Here is a 19,186-nt window from a genome sequence, read left to right as displayed (position 1 = left end):
AATGGCGAACCGGTTCTTTTGATTATAAATACTTTATTATGAGTATTTATATATTGGAAGGTGTTTTATGAAAGCCGGGAGGCAGTCATCGTTTAAGCGATAGCCTGATGATCTTAATTAAGACCGGAGGATCAGATCTCCGGTCTTAAATTGCCACCCGCGTTAACTTTTAAAATCGGCATCCAGCACTACACGGTAGTTAGCCTTGCCTGATTCAAGATGTTCAATAGCATCATTAATTTTACTCATCGGGAAATGTTCCACCATAGCGCGTATCTTATGCCTGGCAGCAAAACTCAGCATTTTATTAAATGCAATTCTTGAACCTGCAGGTGAAGCAGACACGCTGTTCTGCGGAATTAGCAGTGAGAGAACGGAAACAGGTATGGCTTCGTAAGGAATGCCAACGAAATGCAAACGGCCTTTGGGTGCCAGCATGGCAATTATTCTATCCCATTCCAGTTTAACGCTTACTGTTATAATGATCAGGTCGAATTTTCCTTTCAGGGATTCCCAGTCGGAGGTATCCCGGCTGGACACAATATGATCCGCACCTAGTTTCATTGTTTCGGCATGTTTGGCAGCAGAGGATGAAAATGCAGTCACTTCACTGCCCCACGCATGTGCGAACTGGACAGCAAGATGCCCTAGTCCGCCGATTCCGAATACTCCAACTTTATCAGTGGGCTTTACACCGTATTCCAGCAACGGGTAAAAAACGGTAATTCCCGCGCAGAAAAGCGGGCCTGCGTCGGCAGCATCAATGCCGTCAGGAACAGGGATTATCCATAACCAGTGCGCCTTAATCCGGCTGGCAAAGCCGCCATGATTACCTAAAATAACTGTTTTGAGGTTTACGCAAAGGTGCGGGTCGCCACTCAGACACGGGTCACAATGCCCGCAGCTTTCTTTATTCCAGCCAATTCCGACGGTTTGGCCGATGGCCAGACCTTTATTTTTTGCTACATCGCCGAGCGCTACAATTCTGCCGGTAATTTCGTGGCCGGCTACAATAGGATTAGGAAGTCCGAAATCGCCGTTGAGGGCCGAAAGATCTGTGTGGCAGAGGCCACAGTTGTCGATTTCAACTTCAACTTCTTCAGCGGTTAACGGCGATAATTCGTAAGTGTAAGGAACTAATTTTCCTTTCGGCTCCATCTGGGCCCATGCGTTAACTTTTTTTATCATGATCGTATTTATTATATTTTACTCAGATTCTTAAATGGTGCAATTATCCTAAAGAGCAAGCGGCAGGCTCAGCAGTTCCCAGTCTTCTCTGACAGGTCCGTAAAGACCAGGTACTTTCAGACCTGCGAGACGCATGATTACGGTCATTTGGCTTCGGTGATGAACTTCATGCTGGGTCAGGAGCGAAAGAATATCGCCGCGGCGCCATTTGTGACCGTAAAGGTCAACCTCCTGTTTCAGAATATCATCAGACCATTTTTTTTGGATAGCCTCAGCCATTTTCTCGCGAACCGACAGATATAGACTGGTAATATCAGCCATGTTAGCCGGTAACGGTTCTTCCGGAAGCTCCGCGCCATCCAGCAGTCCGGTCTGTATGCCGATTTGAACCATAATTTGAGGTATATGGAATGCCAGCCGTTCCAGCGTTCTTATTTTTTTATTGATGATTACCGCTTTGGCTTCCTCCGGAATCATCGAATATACTTTGGTTGTTTTTCCTGACTCGCCGATCCAGTCTTCCAGAAATTCATTAATTCGGTAATACATATCGTTTATTTTCAATTAAGCTTGTTTCAGAAATGAGTATCATTCATTTCCAAACGGATTGATGACAGGACAGATCCCTCCAGGGCATACATTTTATTCGTAACATGGAAGAGATCCCGTTCAGATTAAAAATTGAGATATCCGCCATTTACCCAGCGCACCAAAATGTCGGCGTACTCCTTATGCGTATCCTCCCAGGCATAGTGACCGGAATTCAGTATGTTGAATTCATTGTTGGGCAGCTGTTCATGCAATATCTCTCCGTTTTTTAAAATAGCGAGCGGATCGTCCTTTCCCCATATGATCTGTACAGGGGTCTTTATAGCGGTTAAATTAAGTTTTGGCAGGTCGGCCGGCAGCTTTTTCAAAAATAACATTGTATCCCAGAAGCGCCCGTCTTCATAACTGGCCAGATAATCTTCTTTTACATCTTCAGACAGCTGATATTTGGTCATATTTGTCAGCGATCCGGAAATTATAGCTTTAGAGCCGATTTTTTTGAGATCATCCAGCGTCGGATCCATGATCATATTAGTGAGAAATCCAGCCGCCTGAATTGGAAACACGCAGGCTGCACTGCCGATAATCGCGCTTTTTATCTTTTCAGGGTGGTACTGGGCTATAAAAAGCGCTACACTTGAGCCAACATCCGGACCGGCAACATGCATTGGTCCCAGATCAAAAAAATCGATGGCTTTAATAACAAACTCAGAAAGTGTGATGGGTGCGAGTAGATTCTCACGGCTTTGGGATTTTCCAAATCCCGGCAGGTCGATTGCTATCACGTTGAATCTTGACGCGAGCTCATCCCATATGGGTTCGAAAGCGCGAATGCTTTCGGGCAGAGGGCTCAGTAATAAAATGCTTTCCGAAAAATTCCCAACGCTGGAAGCATATCGTATTTCCAGGTTATCAATGGTTGTCGTCTGAAGTTTGTTCATGGCAGTTTAAAAATTAATAAATCTTATAACAGGGGCAAAAATATCACATCACGGAGAACTGATGATGTACATATCAGGCTATGTATGGTACATTTTAGTACCAGTGATATTGCTGAACCAGTTGATTTTCGTAAATCAAAAAAATGAGCGGAAAGACTGCCCAAAGGGGCAGGGTATTTTGAAGGGGAACAGTTATCTGGTTACCTTAAGCTGCCGTGAACAAATATAAGGCTGCTGATTTGGTTACGTCCGGAAATTGGTCTGTTAATGAGTACCCTTTATTGTACGGATAATTTTCTTCCTATGGGTAACCCCCCAGTCCCTTAAAGCGTTTAATACGTCGGAAAAGGTCAGTCCGTATTCAGTTATAGCATACTCTACGGTGATTGGCCTGGTATTGAGAACGGTCCTGCTGATAAGCAGATCTGCTTCCATAGCCTGTAGTTCTTTGGATAACATTCTTGGTGAAATACTCAGCTCTGCAGCCAGTTCCTTGAAACGGTAAGGCCGTTCTGTAAGGGAAAGCAGGATCAGTAATTTCCATTTACCGCTAACAACATCCAATGTATCCTGAACCGCTAATCGGTTCTGTTTACAACTCTCCGTGGTGTGTTTTTCCATGCTGCAAATTTGGTAAGTCGGTATACTCTGAGTAACCGATAACAAAAATATACTTTCCAGTAAATAGTTTTGCCGAAAATTTAAGGCAATGAATAAATTAATATGGATTTTTCAGATTCTGATATGCCTGTTTTTTGTAATGCCGGGAATTATCAAGGTGTCAACCCCGAAGGAAGGGCTGATTGCAAAGAATATGCTTGAGCCCGGAGCATCTGAAATTCCGGTAAGGGCGATAGGTGTGTTTGAATTGCTTGGGTGCATCGGAATAATCCTTCCGGCCTGGAAAAATATTGCGCCAGGGCTAACCCCCTTGTCGGCGCTTGGATTTTGCATCGTGACGGCCGCAGCGTCTTTACTGCATTACAGCAGGGGGGAATATAAAATGCTGACAATATTAATCCCCGTGTTTACGATTTCCGCAATGGTTGCGTGGTATCGGTTTTTTACTAAAATAAGATGAAGATAAAAAAATTAGTATCTGCTGAAAGAGGACTTATTCAGAATCATGAATTTATGGGACACCTTTTGTTCAGCCTTGGTCAGCCAGGTACCGTCAGACCGGATCGTTTTGGAGCCGTTTATGTTTTCAACGATGATGTGCTTTTTCCCGGCGCGTACCTTGGAATGCATCCCCATAAAGATACGGAGATTATAACCATAATGCTGGAAGGGAATGAATCACATGCTGACAGTTTAGGCAATTATCAGGAATTAAAACCCGGCGATGTTCAGCTGATCAGCAGCGGAACAGGCATACGCCATGCCGGTGGGAACCTTTCTTCCGAAATAGCTTCCCGTCACCTTCAGATCTGGGTTCAGCCTGATAAATATATGACATCACCGGCCCTGCAGTTAAAAAGGAGGGAATCGGATAACCGTGGCCGATGGCATCTGGAGGTTTCGCCGGATGGTCAGGACGGATCGCTCATTATAAAACAGTCAGTCTGGATATCAGAGGGTACATTTTCGCATGGTGATATCCGTTACGCTCTTCAAAGCGGCGACAACGGACTGCTGGTTTACGTTCTTGAAGGGCGGGTAAGTATACAAAATGATGTCAGTGCCGAGAAAGAAGAAACGCTTTTTATCACCGGATTATCAGAAGTTACTTTTCATGCCGGGCATCCTTGCAGGCTATTGCTGATTGAAACAGTAATGAACGGATAACTCCATTCCTTCCTTCAGAAAGCTTGCAGCAGCACGAACGGCTAAATTTAAGTTTTTTCAAGAATCCTGCGGGAGGAAAAGATTTGCGGGTTGCGATCCGCCGCCCGGAACTTTGTTCCGGGCTTTTCGAATTTGAATTGGCGGTATCGATTATTGCGGATACCGATTATATATATTCTAACTTCAATACATCGATTGATACCAGCAGCGGTTCTGCCAGGGATATATTCGATGCATCGTCAAGAGGGTAAATTCGATGTTTAGACGGAACTTTGATACCCTGTACTTCGGTATAATCAGAAAAGTAATGGGCGGCTGAGTTGTTGCCTAAAACCTCCGGCCAGTAATCGTGGCGTTTCAATAACCCGTCTTCTGAGATGTAAAAAACCTGTCTTTTACTATGTGTTACAACAGAATCGGGAAAAATTACCTGAAGCCTTCTCCATGTTTCTCCGTTTTCTTCCCACGGGTCCATTTCCAGGAAGTGAAAACCCGGCAAGGCGAATATAAAAGGAGTGGTTAAATAGTTCCAGGTAGCGTAGCTGCAAAAGTAAGCCAGCTGGAGGAGTGTCCATGGTGTCATGATATTATGCCCCTCGAAAGAATTTCTGGCATTTTTCAGTTCTTCTATTATTTCATCTGCTGCGTTGATCAGTAACACGTCTTTACCATCAAAGCTTGTACGCAGTCCGGCTTCAAACATAGGAGACCAGCTGTCCAGCAGAGTATGCATATTACCTGTAAAATAAACATCATTCATCACACCTTCGTGGCCCTTAACGCCCCATGTGATTCCGCCCATCGAAACATGTGCTTTAACAGTGTTGAACTGATTCCATTTTATTAGGCCGCCATGTGCTTCAAGCACAAGATTGACCAGTTGTTTTGCGTCCTTCATATTTTTATATATTATTTATTGTTTCATCAAAAGTACGGTCCGACGGCAGATGTGACGATGTACGAGATGAGCTATTGATGGTAAGAAACGTGGTGTTTGCAGCTGGCACTGATCCTCAGATAAGGGAGCGCGACCGGATGGTGCCAATCAGATTGCGGCACTCAAATCCCGCTGCGAAAAAATCATCGGAGTTTAAAGCTGAAATTTCATGTAAGATCCCCGGGGATTACAAACCGTAAAACGTACTATAATAAACCTGATTAATACATTAACATGGAAGATATCTGAAATAATTTTGTCTCATTCATCTTTGCACCGGGATCGGTTGTCTCGTGAGCATTGAATTAATCATTAAATTAAAATCTATATTATGAATGAGCAAGAATTTAATTATGTCTCTGTGCCTACCAAATACATCGAAGTTGATGATATCAGGTACGCTTACAGAAGTTTGGGAACACCTGCGGAGGTCCCTGTTGTGTGTCTTCAGCATTTTACCGGAACCCTTGAAAACTGGGATCCAATCATCATAGATGGTCTGGCAAAAGAACGCCAGGTTATTCTCATTGACAATACGGGAGTAGGCAATTCCGGCGGAAAAACGCCAGATAATGTTCTTGATATGAGTAAAGATGCCATTAAAGTTATTAATGCACTTGGTATCCATCAATGTGATATACTAGGTTTTTCTCTGGGCGGGTTTCTTGCCCAGGCGATGGCTGATCTCAGGCCTGAACTTTTCAGAAAGCTAATTATCGTTGGTGCAGCACCACAAGGCGCTAAAGCTTTACATTCTTTCCCTCAGCTTGTTGAGAAAGCTTTCGCACTGGAGCCCAAAGAACAATACCTGTATGTCTTTGCAACTAAATCCGAAAAGAGCAGAGCTAAAATCACATCTACGCTAAACAGGCTTTATATACGTAAGGAAGAACGTGACCAGAATGCCTCGATGGATGCGATAACGGCTCAAATCAGTGCATTAACAAGATGGGGAACTGATCCTGTAACAATAGATCTTTCAAAAATTACACAGCCCGTGCTGATCGTACAAGGCAGCAATGATGAGATGATGGACAGTGCTTCATCTCTTGAACTTTACAAAAGTATTCCCAACGCCATATTGATATATTATCCGGACTCTGCCCATGGGTCCTTCAATCAATATCCTGAACTATTTGTAGAGCAGGCTAACTCCTTTCTAAATAGGTTTGAGTAGAGCATATCAATAAATAAAACACCCGGCAGTAACACTGCCGGGTGTTTTATTTATTGTCCGCAGGCCGCTTGTAATTAACAATGTTTATTAAACCTTTAACGCCTGTCACCGTGATATAATAGGGAACTACTTGCTGATGCAGGAGACATTCGGTATACTTGTTCATCTGTTGCCGTATTTCCAGCTGTGAAGCTTCTGCATATTTATTAAATCACGTACTATGAATTCGCTAGCGCCGAATTTGCGATTATCACCTGAAGAAGTTAGCCTGTCTGCAATATTGCAGCTGGTAGCGGATCATTACCGGGCAGATTACGTGCTTTCGTTATTCGCTCCATCAGGTTACGGGCGGTACGGACATTCCTTGTCCGTGCAGAGGTCAGCAACTTTGTACAAAGATGCAGATGAGATACTAAAGCATTTTGCGGAGACAGCACCGGGACCGGACAAGCCGGTATTTTTTAGCCAGGCTGATATTCATGAGTCTCACGAATGGAGCCCGGAAAATCAGGATAGTTCAACTGCCTATTTGTTTTATCCCTTATTGGTCAGCGGAACAGTTGAATCCCTGCTGATTATTGCGCACAGGGGCAGTAAAACAAAAGATATTATAATGCCTGAAGTACTCGTCAATGATATCATTCGTGTGACGGCTGCTGAAACGAGGAAGCAGCGGCTGTTACAGGATCGGTTGTTGACAGACTCCAGACAGTTATACGATGTGAAAAGCGACTGGCAGCTGGCGCGTTTCATTCGGGCGAATTTGAATCCCATTTTTGATCTTGGCGTATCCGGTATATTTGTGTTGCGCAGAGGCTGCCCTGAAGTTGCCTGTGAATTTTTTATTGATCAGGAATCATACAACCCCGCACAATACGGGACTAAATCGAAGGAAAATTTATGTGTTGTAAATAACCAGCAATTCCAGGAGTTTTCAGATCAGTTTAACTGGACATCCCATGGAGATCTTATCCGTTATCTTGACCTGGAAAAGGTCAGCCCGGATGAAACTCTTTTTCCATTTTTCAAGGAACTCCGTGCCCGGGGTTCAAAAATTGCTTCACTGCTGACACTGACTAACGGCCAGGAGGTGGTCGGTTACTGGCTGTCCGTATACCGGGCTGCGAGCTACCCGGCTCTTTTCAGCAACGAATTATTTAAAATCACTGCGGAACTCCTTGCCGCCGCTATTGCTGCTATCCGGGTCCACAATAGTCTCAAAGATAAAGCAGGTAAAGTTGAAATTTTGCAATGGCTTACCCGGCTGCTGGCAACGAGCAGAGACAGAAGGGGGTTGCTCCGAACCATTCGATCCCGGCTGGAAAATATGTTCTCGTTCTCATACAGTTTGATTTGCAGCGTGGAAGATGAGGCGGTTGTAAATGTGCTGCTGACCGATACACAGTCAAAAATACAGTTTCATCCGGAATATGATGATATGAGTTATTCCCGGATAAGCGCGGGTGATTCATTCCTTAACAAGGCTATTCTTACGGCAGAACCAGTAGTCTTTGATTTGAAAAAGCTATCCAGGTCGGCAGAGCTGCCTTTATACATGAAAGTAAATTATGAGTCAGGCACCGTTAAGCTGGTGATGCTCTCTTTGCGTATTAATACAAATGTAATCGGGATCTGGATGATTTGCTTTACAGAAGAGCAGGCCGTTCTTCCTAAATATCTTGAACTGATTAAAATTCTGGCTGCCCCTTTATCCCTTGCTGTCGCCAATATAAGGATGGAAGATTCTTTAAAGAAAAGAAACATTGAGCGGGACGGTCTTATGTCTCTAAGCTCGGATATAACGGGTGTGAAGAATCAGGCAGACCTAAAGGCCGTGCTTAGCCGCCACCTTAATGATCTTTTAGGGCATGCGGACATGGCGGCCTTCGTTTTGTCTGAAGGCGGGGGAATTCGTCTGTTTCTCAGCGCGGAAGATGATACTCGTTTTGCTGCCGCAGCGTGCTGTAACTGCGGGCAGTCAGAATGTGAATGTCAGCTTCTTTTCAGCGGGATTTTTGATTCTTCAGAAGTCAGGGTTATCGACCTAAACGATAGCCGGTTCAGCGCTTTTTTTTCGGTGCAGTCAGGCCGTAAAAGAGATTCCTGCATTGCTGTGTCGCTGAAGAACGATGATCGTCAGATTGGTGTATTCTGCCTTTTCCTGCGCGAGGGGAACGTGTTTACAGAACATCAGCTTACACTGTTTAAAGAGGTCTCTTACCATGTATCTAAAGCGATTTCAAACATCCTGGCTAACGAATTACTGGCCCGACGTGACCAGGAAAAGGGCCTTCTGCTGGAACTAAGTAAAAATTTGGCGTCGGTGCGGCTGAAAGATCAACTCGTTGCAGCTGTTAAAGCCACATTAAAGGCTGAACTGGATTACAGCCATATAGCAATATGTCTTAAAACGGCAGATCGCATTGTTTCATATGCGCTTGATCCTGATTCCAGGATAAAATCTCACCCGGATTATAAATCTGCAACTGAAGGCAATGTTCCTTTCAATGAAGCCTGGGTTAAAATTTTCGAGGAATCCGCCGAACCTGTAGTTATCAAAAAAAGCGAACTAGGCAGTGTACCGGAGATCTCACCGGTTATGGCCCTGAATTTTGAATGCGGCATCAGTGAAATGGTTGTAACGAAATTATATGATGGGGTACGATATTTTGGTTTCTGGGTCATATTTAATGCTAACGAATCAGTGACTCTGTCACAGCGGAGGTTTATACAAATTGTCGCTAATCAGATATCTACAGCTTTGCTGAATGTGATTGCTAATCAGGAGATCGCTGACCGCGATGAAGAACGCGCGTATCTGATTGTGCTGAATAATGCCTTGGCGGGAGTTAGGAACTATTCAGATTTTTACAAGACTGTAAATAGAGAATGCAGTTTAAAATTCGGATATCAAAACAGTTTTATTGTGATTACTGAGCCCGAAAACGGATCAGTAATCAAAGTAATATGCAACGAAAGTACCAGCAGGGTCAGGTCCGTTTTTTCTGCAGAATACAATTCGGACCTGCTAAGTCCCGGCAGCGATCTTCATCAGTTTCTGATGACTGGTATATCGCCCCTGGTCATCAATCCTGATCACAGGCATGGCTTACGGGCTGATTTGCTGAATCTTTTCGATGATGAAGAATGCAGCGACAAAATTATCATCACAAAATTGCATCACAGAGGGAAAACACTTGGAATATGGTGTATGTATTATCCTGTAGATACTCAGGTTGGCAGCCGGTTACTCAGGTTAGTAAGCTCCGTTACGGTGCAGCTGTCAATCGTAATCGAGAATATTTTCGCTGATGAAAGGGAAGCGTTATTTGCTTCGCAGAAAAGTATCTTGTTTTCGCTCGGTCAGCATGTTTCAACTGCCGGTGATTTTAGCGGTCTGACGGAAGCGCTGGATAAGAATGTGAAATCTGTTCTGGGGTACTACCAGAGTGAGTTTAAGATCCTCGATGAAGATAAAAGCATTCTTTTTCCCCGAGTCGGCCAGACTGGTTCCGAAGGGGTTAATACTTCCGATTGTTTAATCGGCTGTCTCAAGCAAACGAAGACCAAACCAATAAAAGATATATTGTCAATTTCAGAGCCAAGGCTTTATGATCTTTCGGATACGTCTGTAGCTGAATGCTTTAGTGAATCCAGTTATCTGGGCGTTTCATTTGTACTGGTGACACGACTTGAGGTTGATGGCAAAATTCTTGGGTTGTGGATAATTTGTTACACCGCCCGTCCCGAAGTAAATCCTGATTATCTTAATTTGGTTAAGGGAATTAGGGATACGCTTTCACTGGGAGTTTTCAACCTGATTCTGAACGAAAAAATTAAAAGACGGGAACATGAAAAATCTTCATTGCTGGAGTTCAGCAGGGCTGTTGCAGGTGTCAGAGACAAACTTGAGTTAGGCGTTATTTTTCATAGCTTTCTTAAAAATCTCTGTAATCTTGATGAACTTAGCCTTCACTGGTTAAGTGAAGACAAGAGTTCGCAGTACTGTTATTTATGGGATACAGATTCCCGTTATGCAGGAGACCCTTATTTTATGCAGGAGGCAGAAAGCACTCGATCTGTAAATGACGGGGTAATCGACCAGGTGCTGAGCACCTCTGCGCCGGTATTCGTGAGCACTGAAGAACTTTCCGGACTGCCGGATTGCCCCGGCTACCTGACGGTTTTTAAAAGATACGGTTTCAGATCTATTGCAGCGCTGCCCATTTTTAAAGGAAAAGAAATTGTCGCTGTCTTGTTTGTAAAGGAATATCACCTGGGGGAGGCGGATCAGCCCCTCTTGCGCAGCCTGTGCTCCCAGCTGGCTATTGCGATTTCGGATCTCATCGCGACTGAGCGGGTCATACACCAGCTGGGGGAGATTAACCGTTATAAAGAGCGGCTGGAGGAGGAAAAAATATACCTCACCCGGGAACTGGAAATTACTCACAATTATTCAGAAATAATAGGCAAAAGTCCTTTGCTGGACGATGTGTTCAAGATGATTTCCCAGGTGGCGATTTCTGATAGCACTGTTCTTATTCTCGGGGAAACGGGAACGGGTAAGGAATTAATTGCACGCGCAATTCATAATAATTCACCGAGAAGAAACAGCCTGCTGGTGAAGGTGAATTGTGCCGCACTTCCCGCTAATCTGATTGAGAGTGAGCTTTTCGGGCATGAAAAAGGAAGTTTTACCGGAGCTACTGAAAGAAGGGTAGGTAAGTTTGAGCTAGCTAACGGCGGAACGCTGTTCCTCGATGAAATTGGAGAGATGCCGCCGGAACTGCAGGTGAAGCTGCTCCGCGCCCTCCAGGAGAAAGAGATTGAGCGGATCGGCGGGAGAGGCGTGATCAGGACCGATGTCAGAATTGTGGCCGCTACCAACCGGGATTTGGAAAAGGAAATAAATTCAGGACGTTTCAGAAGCGATTTGTATTTCCGCATAAACACTTTCCCGATTCATCTTCCTGCACTTAGGGACCGTGCTGATGATATACCTTTGCTTGCTTTGCATTTCGTCAGAAGGTTTGCGAAACGCGCCGGAAAGGAAATCGTCCATATCGGCAGTAGCGCGATGAAACAACTCATGAGCTACAGCTGGCCGGGAAATGTGCGTGAACTGGAACATCAGATCGAACGGTGTGTACTGATGACAAAAGGCTCTGTAATCAAAGATGTTTATTTGCCGTCACCGTTTTTACCGGTAATTGTAAAAGAGGCGTCGTCCCAGAAATTCGTGCCTGGAAAGTTTGACGACTTTGAAAAGGATTATATTCTAAAGACACTTAAATATTGTAATGGCAAGGTAAGCGGAGCCGGAGGTGCGGCTGAATTACTCGGTATTCCGGCAAGCACGCTGACCTCACGGATGAAGCGCCTGAATATCTCGAAAAAGATTGTTGAAAAACACAATGACTGATCCTGTTCAGCCGAATGACAGTTATATGCTGATCATGCGATACGTGCGTTGTGTTAACGCCTTGCAGAGATTGTCAATACCAAATTGTAAGCTCATCATATTTACAAAGCATTAATAGTTATTCAGCGCGGCGGCGGAATATTTCGATATTTCGAAAATCTATGATAATTCATTCTTAATGATTTTCGTTTTCTTTTTATAAGTATTGGTTATCAGGTGTTTATGGTTTGGCATTCGCCTTGTGTTCCCCTTAATAAAAAGAAATGAAGACATTCACACTAAAAAGCCGCGAATTGAGCGGTCAGTTTACCCCTGAATATTTTTTTGATGGTCTGGGTGTCGGCGGGGGTAATATATCGCCGGATCTGTATTGGGAAAACGCTCCAAAGGAGACAAAGTGTTTTGCAATTACCATTTATGATCCCGCAACGCAGTCGGGGAGCGGATGGTGGCACTGGGTTGTCTTCAATCTGCCGGTTGAAATCACCTCGCTGCAAAAAGGAGCGGGAAGCATCTCGCCGGAACTTTTTCCGGCTTCGGCGGTGAGCAGCTTAAACGACTTTGGCAAGACCGGTTATGGCGGTCCGGTGACGATACCGGGTAGCGGCTTTCATCCCTACATTATTACCGTCCACGCCCTGAGTGATTTCCTGGCTCTTGACCGAACTGCAAATCCAGCGCTGGCGGGCATCATGATGAATCCCCTGGTACTGGCAAAATCGTCTATTATTTCGTACCTGAAGGTCTGAGAGAAACAAATTTCAGCTTTGAACCGTCATGTTATAAGCTGTCTGTCATTATTCCTATGATATCATAGGCTTTATTCGGAGGTGATCATACACTTTGGCTGGCCGGTTTTATAGTTAAATACTACCTGTCGAAATAAGCGATATGATTGGAGTAGTTCCTGCAAAGCCTTTAGCTAAAGGGATTTGCAGGAACAGCCGGATTTAACAGACATTACCAGGTATGGGCTCTGCCACCATGCTATTGCCTGAAAGGTCGTAATAGCTGCATACCATTGCTTCCGTGTTTACTACCCATTTTTCAACGCCCGCTTCTGCCACTAATCGACAAAAGGCGAGGAAATCACTTTTACCCTGCTGGTGTTCGGCAATGATCTGCTTAAGCGCGGCGGATGATGCCTTTCCCGAAATAGCTTGTTCCGGATAGATGGGGGCACTGCTGACCTCGTAACCGTTTACGCCATGATAAACGGTGCGCCCGTCTTTAACCATAAAATCATAATGTATCAAGCCCAGTTGTTTGATTTCTTTTACATAAGCGGGGAAATCCGCGCCGCTTTTTACCTTAGCATGTGCTGCCTTCATGTGTTGTATGGTGAACATCTTTTTAATTATTGATGTCCAAAAGTAGCCCGACCATAGTCGCTATGATTGTAAAAATCCGTTTATTTTAACCCTTTAAGATACTGTTCCGGCGTCACCCCTGCGAATTTTTTAAAGTCTTTGATAAAATGGGCCTGATCATAAAATGCAGACAGATAGGCGGCATAGTTTTGCTGGCCGTTCTCCATCGCGGCCAGGACGTTGCGGGCGCGGACTATGGTAGCAAATTTTTTGGGGGAAGCGCCCACTTCCTGCCGAAAACGCTTTTCAAGCGGGCTGGCGCTGATATTTAACTGATCAGCGAGTTCGCCGATCCGAATGGTTCCTTTGGAATGATGGATCAGTTCCAGCGCGCGGGTGACCAAAAGGTCAGGGGGACGTTCATTTAATTGCGCAATCAGGAAAACTTCAACCAGGCTGATCCGTGATTGATCGCTGTCTGCGCCAGCGAGTTGTTCCTCCAGTAGGGCCAGTGCCGCAGGAGGAAAAAAGTGTTCCAGCGAAAGGCTTTGGCCGAAAAGTTCATGAAGCGGTGTCCTGAGGAATCTGGCTGCGCCGTTCTCCCGGAAAATCACCAGTACCGAGCCTATCCCGGCTGTATGATGAAATACCCGGTAAGTATCTCTTAAACCGGTTATACCAGCGGTCGCCAACGGGTGTTGCTGTTCTCCGTTCCAATAGGAAAGTTTACCCTGGTACTGGAAGCCGATCACCAAAACCGTATCGGGCAGGATGGGGTAGGAATTCTCCGGTTCATTTTCTGAAATGACCAAATGCCTGACATAAGGTAATAAGCGTTCACAAGGCAGATGAACTTGGAATTTCATATCTAAAGTTAACCATTATCGAAATACACTGTGTGATGAGCTGTGAATAAAATGCATGATATCCTATGAATAATGACACGGTCTTAAATTATTAATAAATTATTTAATTTCTTATGTGGGGAAGTCTTCCTGTTGCGGTACATGTATATATAAACCAAATATATTATGGACCTTCAGAAGATTAACGACCTGCTCAGCAAGTATGAGCAAGGGACTGCGTCTGAGTCTGAAATTGAAGAATTAAACCAGTGGTATCGCGAAATTGCTTACCAGGACGCCGAATTTCCCGAAAGTGAAGATTCGGCAGGAGATGCTATATTCAAAAGTATCAGCAGCAGGACGCGGCCTGTTAAGAAATTCAACAGATTCAGATGGATGGCTGCGGCTTCGATTTTTCTGGTGTCGGCAGTTACCGTAACTATATTATTTATTAAATATAAGTCTCCGGAGGATAGGAATGGAATTCTGGCTGCTAAGGAGATATTACCGGGCGGAAATAAAGCAACATTAATTTTGGCAAACGGAACAAAAGTCCTACTTGCCGATGCTTCAGACGGCCAGATAGCAAGCCAGAATGGTATGAAAGTTACGAAAGCAGCTGACGGGAAACTGATATACACAGTGGGCGATGTAAATAAGGGCGTCCAAAATTCCTCGGATATCCCTGATTCAGGCGCATATAATACCATCACTACACCTAAGGGCGGGCAATATCAGGTTGTATTATCTGACGGGTCCAGAGTCTGGTTAAACGCATATTCTTCTCTCAAATTCCCTGTGAGCTTTAAATCAAGGAAGGATCGTCGCGTTGAATTATCAGGCGAAGGTTACTTTGAGATTGCCCATGATAAAATGTCCCCTTTCAGGGTTCTGACGCAAAGGCAGACGGTCGAAGTTCTGGGAACTCATTTTAATATTAATGCTTACCCGGACGACAGTTCGGTTAAAACAACCTTGCTCGAAGGATCTGTGAGGATAAACTCGTCAGGTAAAATTGCAGTATTAACACCGGGACAGCAGTCAAATCTTACAGATAGGTTTATCATAGAAGAGGTCAATACTCAGGAAATTGTTGCCTGGAAGGACGGCTATTTCAATTTTGATGATGAAAAGCTGGATAATATTATGAAAAGTATTTCCCGCTGGTACAATGTTGACATAGTTTATCAAGATGAAAAATTAAAAAATGAAACATTCGGAGCGGTAACGAACCGATCCGAGAAAGTAAGCACATTATTAAAAATGATGGAACAGACGGGCAATGTCAGGTTCATGGTCAGCGGAAGCACAATAACAGTTAGTCAGAAGTAATAATTAACCAATAACCAATTTAACCTAATTAACATATGAAAAAAATTTACCAATCTCCGTAGTGTGAAATTTACCGCAGTTTTTAAGAAGAAAGCAGAGGCACTTCCGATGCCCCTGCTCTGATAAGCTTTTTAAAAATCTGGATGTAATTGTCGTAACATTTCAACTTAAAACAGCCTTAACAAATGTATAAAATTTTTGCTGCAAACATTTGTACGCATTCGCGCTACCCTAAGAAATTTTTGCTCGTCATGAAGCTAGCCACGTTTATAGTCTTTCTTGCATTCATGCAGGCAAGTGCAACGGTTTTTTCACAAAACATTACTTTAAAACAAAAAGAAGTAACATTAAAAAAAGTATTTAATGAAATTCATAAACAAACCGGATACAGCGTTTACTGGTCGCCACAGACTATCAGTAAAGTACCCAGAATAAAGGCCGATTTTCAGGACACGCCTCTGGAAGATGTTCTGAAAAACTGCCTCAGGAACACTAATCTGACTTATACAATAGATGGTAAGTCAGTTATTATTAAAGAGAAGAAAGCTGATGCCGTGCAGCTTACCGCTCCGGTTTCTCAGGCAGATATTACCATTACAGGAACCGTACGGGATGGAAAGGGTGTAACGCTGCCGGGCGTAACTATATCCGTCGCAGATAATCCAAAGAAAGGCACCGTAACAGATAACAATGGAAAATTTGTTCTTGACGTTAAAGAGGGGGCTGTAATCAGGGTGTCTTTTGTCGGATTTATTTCCCAGACCTTTACAGTCAGCTCTGACAATAAGGTTTTCAATGTCGTTCTGATGGAAGATGTCAGACAAGCGGAAGAGGTCGTAATTACAGCTTATGGCAAAAGAGAACGGAAAGAAGCGATTGTTGGATCCGTTACCACCGTAAAGCCTGCCGAACTCAAGATCCCTGCAAGTAACCTGACAAACGCTCTTGCTGGTCAGGCGGCCGGTATTATTGCCTTTCAGGGTTCCGGGCAGCCGGGCCAGGATAACGCGCAGTTTTTTATCAGAGGGGTAACCACCTTCGGTTATAAAGTTGACCCGCTTATCCTGATAGACAATATTGAGTTAACTACCAATGATCTGGCCCGTTTACAGGTAGATGATATCGCCAGTTTTTCGATACTGAAAGATGCGAGCGCTACGGCACTTTACGGTGCCCGAGGAGCCAATGGTGTTATTCTTGTCAGCACCAAAGAGGGTAAGATAGGTAAACCGCAAATCAGTTTCAGAGCAGAAAATTCGATATCGCAGAATACCAGCTCACTAAAGATCGCTGATCCGATCACTTATATGAACCTTTATAATGAGGCCAGTATATCAAGACAGCCTACAGCACCTGTCCCATTCAATCAGGACAAGATTATTAATACAGCAAATACTATAAATAAAGGTCCCGGATATAATCCTTATGTTTATCCTGCGGTAGACTGGCTGGGCATGTTACTCAAAAAACAAACCACAACGCAGCGAGGGAATTTAAGTGTCAGCGGCGGTACCCCTTTTGCCCGCTACTATGTAGGTGGTTCATATAATAAGGACAACGGTAATTTAAGAGATGACCCTGCAAATAATAACAGTGCTAACGTTAAATTCCAAAATTATCAGCTGCGGTCGAATGTTAACCTTAATCTGACTAAAACTACTGAAGCGATCATCAGGTTTTCAGGTACCTTCAGCAATTATTCAGGTCCGCTTACGACTGACGGAAGTTTCAGTTCTGACATTTATAAGATCGCCCTGCATACCAGCCCTGTTTCGTTTCCGGCTTACTTCAGCCCGGATGATAATAACCTGGGGACGCAGCATATTCTATACGGTGCCCCTCAGGGGACTTATTTGTCGAACACTTTCAACAATCCCTACGCACTGCTGATGCGCGGGCACAAGACTTCATCAGAATCAAGGGTACTTGCGCAGCTTGAGCTGAATCAGAAATTAGATTTTGTTACCAAGGGACTTAATTTTCATGGTATTTTCAGCACCAACCGTTATTCCTATTTCGATTCTAATCTGTCATATAATCCCTTCTATTACAATATAGCGAGCTATAACAAGGTTACGAATTCTTACACGCTGAACTGGCTGAACCAGGATCCCTCTGATGCGCGTGAGTACCTGAGTTATTATCCCGGACGCACCAACATCAACACCCAGTCATATATACAGGCCAATCTTGATTATACGAAGCAGGTCGGTAATCATAATTTCTCCGGCACGATGATTTACACGCAGCAGGAAACGGTATATTCCAATGCTGAAAAATTAATCGATGCACTCCCTCACCGTAACCTTGGTATAGCAGGCCGTGCCGCGTATAATTACAAGGGTAAATATTTTGCAGAATTCAACTTCGGATATAATGGTACTGAACGCTTTTCCGCTGAGCACAGATACGGCTTCTTCCCGACTATAGGTGCGGGATGGCTTGTATCGGAGGAGAAATTCTTCGAGCCGCTGACCAGCGTTTTCAACCGTGTAAAAGTCAGGGCCAGTTATGGACTGGTAGGAAACGATGCGATCAGCGACAGGCGTTTTTTCTACGCCTCCGATGTTAATCTGAATGGCGGTGCCAGAGCCAGTTTCGGCACTAACGGGGGGTATTCTCACAACGGCGTATCGATCAACAATTACGCTGATCCGAATGTAACGTGGGAAACATCCAGGCAGGCTAACCTTGCGCTTGAATTCACTGCATTTAAGAACCTGAACGTCATTGCTGAATTTTATAACTATAACAGATATAATATCCTGCAGCCGAGAACATCCATTCCGGTTACAGAGGGTCTGGAGCAAACGATCTACGCAAACCTCGGAAAAGCGAATTCAAAAGGTATAGATCTTTCCGCGAACTACAAGCAGGTTTTCAGCAATTCGCTATCGGTTACGGCCCGCGGTAATTTTACCCTGGCATCCGACAAGTATACTCAATTCGAACAGCCCAATTACCCGGAAGCTTACCGTTCCAATATCGGCCAGCCCATCAGGGCGGGTTACGGTTACATTGCAGAACGCCTGTTTGTTGATGATGCTGAGGCGCAGAGCTCGCCTACCCAGCGGTTTTCAAGCACGGCCCGCCTGCCGCAGGGGGGCGATATCAAATACCGGGATCTCAACGGTGACGGGCTTATAGACAGTCGTGACGAAACATTTATTGGTTACCCTCAGGTTCCGGAAATTGTCTATGGTTATGGTCTGTCCACCCAGTATAAGAATTTAGACGTCTCTGCTTTCTTTCAGGGACAGGCAAGGGTATCGTTCTTTATTGATCCCACCAAGGTAAGCCCGTTCGTACAGAGCACGGAAGCTTACGTTTATGGACAAACACAGCTGCTGCAGCAGTTTGCAGACAGTCACTGGTCGCCGGAGAACCAGAATCTCTATGCTTTATACCCAAGGCTTTCCATCACTAAAGATGAAGCGGAAAATAATTTGCAGCCAAGTACCTGGTGGTTGCGGAACGGTTCATTTATGCGACTGAAATCGGTGGAAATAGGCTATTCATTACCGGCTTCCGTATCAAAAAAGCTTGGCCTGCGCAACGTGCGGATTTACATGAACGGTCTGAACCTGGTCACCTGGAGTTCATTCAAATTATGGGATCCTGAACTGGGTGGTAACGGGTTTGCCTACCCGATCCAGAAAGTATACAATATGGGAATTAACGTGAATTTGTAGACAAG

14 protein-coding genes are annotated in these 19,186 nt (G+C 44.4%); 7 read left to right on the top strand and 7 right to left on the bottom strand.

The genetic code is table 11. From position 1 onward, the window contains the following. Positions 1-162: 162 nt before the first annotated feature. The 4 genes from ahr to E2R66_RS18515 form a co-directional block, all read right to left on the bottom strand. The gene (gene ahr, locus E2R66_RS18530) at positions 163-1,188 is read right to left on the bottom strand and encodes an NADPH-dependent aldehyde reductase Ahr (RefSeq protein WP_204985956.1); all 1,026 of its coding nucleotides are present in this window, start codon (positions 1,186-1,188) and stop codon (positions 163-165) included. Positions 1,189-1,236: 48 nt separating this feature from the next. Further along, positions 1,237-1,752, bottom strand: a complete 516-nt coding sequence (locus E2R66_RS18525) for a DinB family protein (protein WP_133233426.1) — start codon at positions 1,750-1,752, stop codon at positions 1,237-1,239. A gap of 110 nt (positions 1,753-1,862) precedes the next feature. Beyond that, positions 1,863-2,678, bottom strand: coding sequence for an alpha/beta fold hydrolase (locus E2R66_RS18520; RefSeq protein ID WP_133233428.1), 816 nt, complete (start codon positions 2,676-2,678; stop codon positions 1,863-1,865). Between the two features lie 264 nt (positions 2,679-2,942). Continuing rightward, positions 2,943-3,299, bottom strand: coding sequence for a winged helix-turn-helix transcriptional regulator (locus E2R66_RS18515; protein ID WP_133233430.1), 357 nt, complete (start codon positions 3,297-3,299; stop codon positions 2,943-2,945). A gap of 88 nt (positions 3,300-3,387) precedes the next feature. Between E2R66_RS18515 and E2R66_RS18510 the strand changes: the two genes are divergently transcribed. Both E2R66_RS18510 and E2R66_RS18505 read left to right on the top strand, forming a co-directional pair. Then, positions 3,388-3,759: a DoxX family protein gene (locus E2R66_RS18510; RefSeq protein WP_133233432.1), complete on the top strand. Its 372-nt coding sequence runs from the start codon at positions 3,388-3,390 to the stop codon at positions 3,757-3,759. Next, a complete protein-coding gene (locus E2R66_RS18505) occupies positions 3,756-4,466 on the top strand; it encodes a pirin family protein (RefSeq protein ID WP_133233434.1) in 711 nt (236 codons plus the stop codon). The genes E2R66_RS18510 and E2R66_RS18505 overlap by 4 nt, the downstream gene beginning before the upstream one ends. Positions 4,467-4,632: 166 nt before the next feature. Here E2R66_RS18505 and E2R66_RS18500 read toward each other — a convergent pair whose 3' ends face one another. After that, positions 4,633-5,364, bottom strand: coding sequence for a hypothetical protein (locus E2R66_RS18500; protein ID WP_133233436.1), 732 nt, complete (start codon positions 5,362-5,364; stop codon positions 4,633-4,635). A gap of 370 nt (positions 5,365-5,734) precedes the next feature. Here E2R66_RS18500 and E2R66_RS18495 point away from each other — a divergent pair, with 370 nt between their 5' ends. The 3 genes from E2R66_RS18495 (at position 5,735) to E2R66_RS18485 (ending at position 12,751) form a co-directional block, all read left to right on the top strand. Continuing rightward, positions 5,735-6,580, top strand: coding sequence for an alpha/beta fold hydrolase (locus E2R66_RS18495; protein ID WP_133233438.1), 846 nt, complete (start codon positions 5,735-5,737; stop codon positions 6,578-6,580). A 220-nt stretch (positions 6,581-6,800) separates the two neighbouring features. Continuing rightward, positions 6,801-12,002, top strand: coding sequence for a sigma 54-interacting transcriptional regulator (locus tag E2R66_RS28825; protein WP_204985955.1), 5,202 nt, complete (start codon positions 6,801-6,803; stop codon positions 12,000-12,002). A gap of 263 nt (positions 12,003-12,265) precedes the next feature. Next, positions 12,266-12,751 (top strand): YbhB/YbcL family Raf kinase inhibitor-like protein, encoded by a 486-nt coding sequence (locus tag E2R66_RS18485; RefSeq protein WP_133233440.1) that lies wholly within the window; start codon positions 12,266-12,268, stop codon positions 12,749-12,751. Positions 12,752-12,952: 201 nt separating this feature from the next. On the opposite strand, the gene E2R66_RS18480 is transcribed toward E2R66_RS18485, so the two are convergent. Then, positions 12,953-13,351 (bottom strand): DUF1398 domain-containing protein, encoded by a 399-nt coding sequence (locus E2R66_RS18480; protein WP_133233442.1) that lies wholly within the window; start codon positions 13,349-13,351, stop codon positions 12,953-12,955. Between the two features lie 62 nt (positions 13,352-13,413). After that, positions 13,414-14,178 carry a helix-turn-helix domain-containing protein gene (locus E2R66_RS18475; RefSeq protein ID WP_133233444.1) on the bottom strand — a complete coding sequence of 255 codons (765 nt, stop codon included), beginning with the start codon at positions 14,176-14,178 and terminating at the stop codon, positions 13,414-13,416. A 165-nt stretch (positions 14,179-14,343) separates the two neighbouring features. Between E2R66_RS18475 and E2R66_RS18470 the strand changes: the two genes are divergently transcribed. Beyond that, positions 14,344-15,489, top strand: a complete 1,146-nt coding sequence (locus E2R66_RS18470) for a FecR family protein (RefSeq protein WP_133233446.1) — start codon at positions 14,344-14,346, stop codon at positions 15,487-15,489. A 185-nt stretch (positions 15,490-15,674) separates the two neighbouring features. Further along, on the top strand, positions 15,675-19,181 hold the full coding sequence (locus E2R66_RS18465; RefSeq protein ID WP_240049346.1) for a TonB-dependent receptor: 3,507 nt from the start codon (positions 15,675-15,677) through the stop codon (positions 19,179-19,181). The last annotated feature ends 5 nt before the right edge of the window (positions 19,182-19,186 follow it).

The sequence above is a fragment of the Mucilaginibacter psychrotolerans genome (genome assembly GCF_004519315.1).
GTDB classification, from domain to species: Bacteria; Bacteroidota; Bacteroidia; order Sphingobacteriales; family Sphingobacteriaceae; genus Mucilaginibacter; species Mucilaginibacter psychrotolerans.
This window is presented reverse-complemented; position numbering and strand designations above follow the sequence as displayed.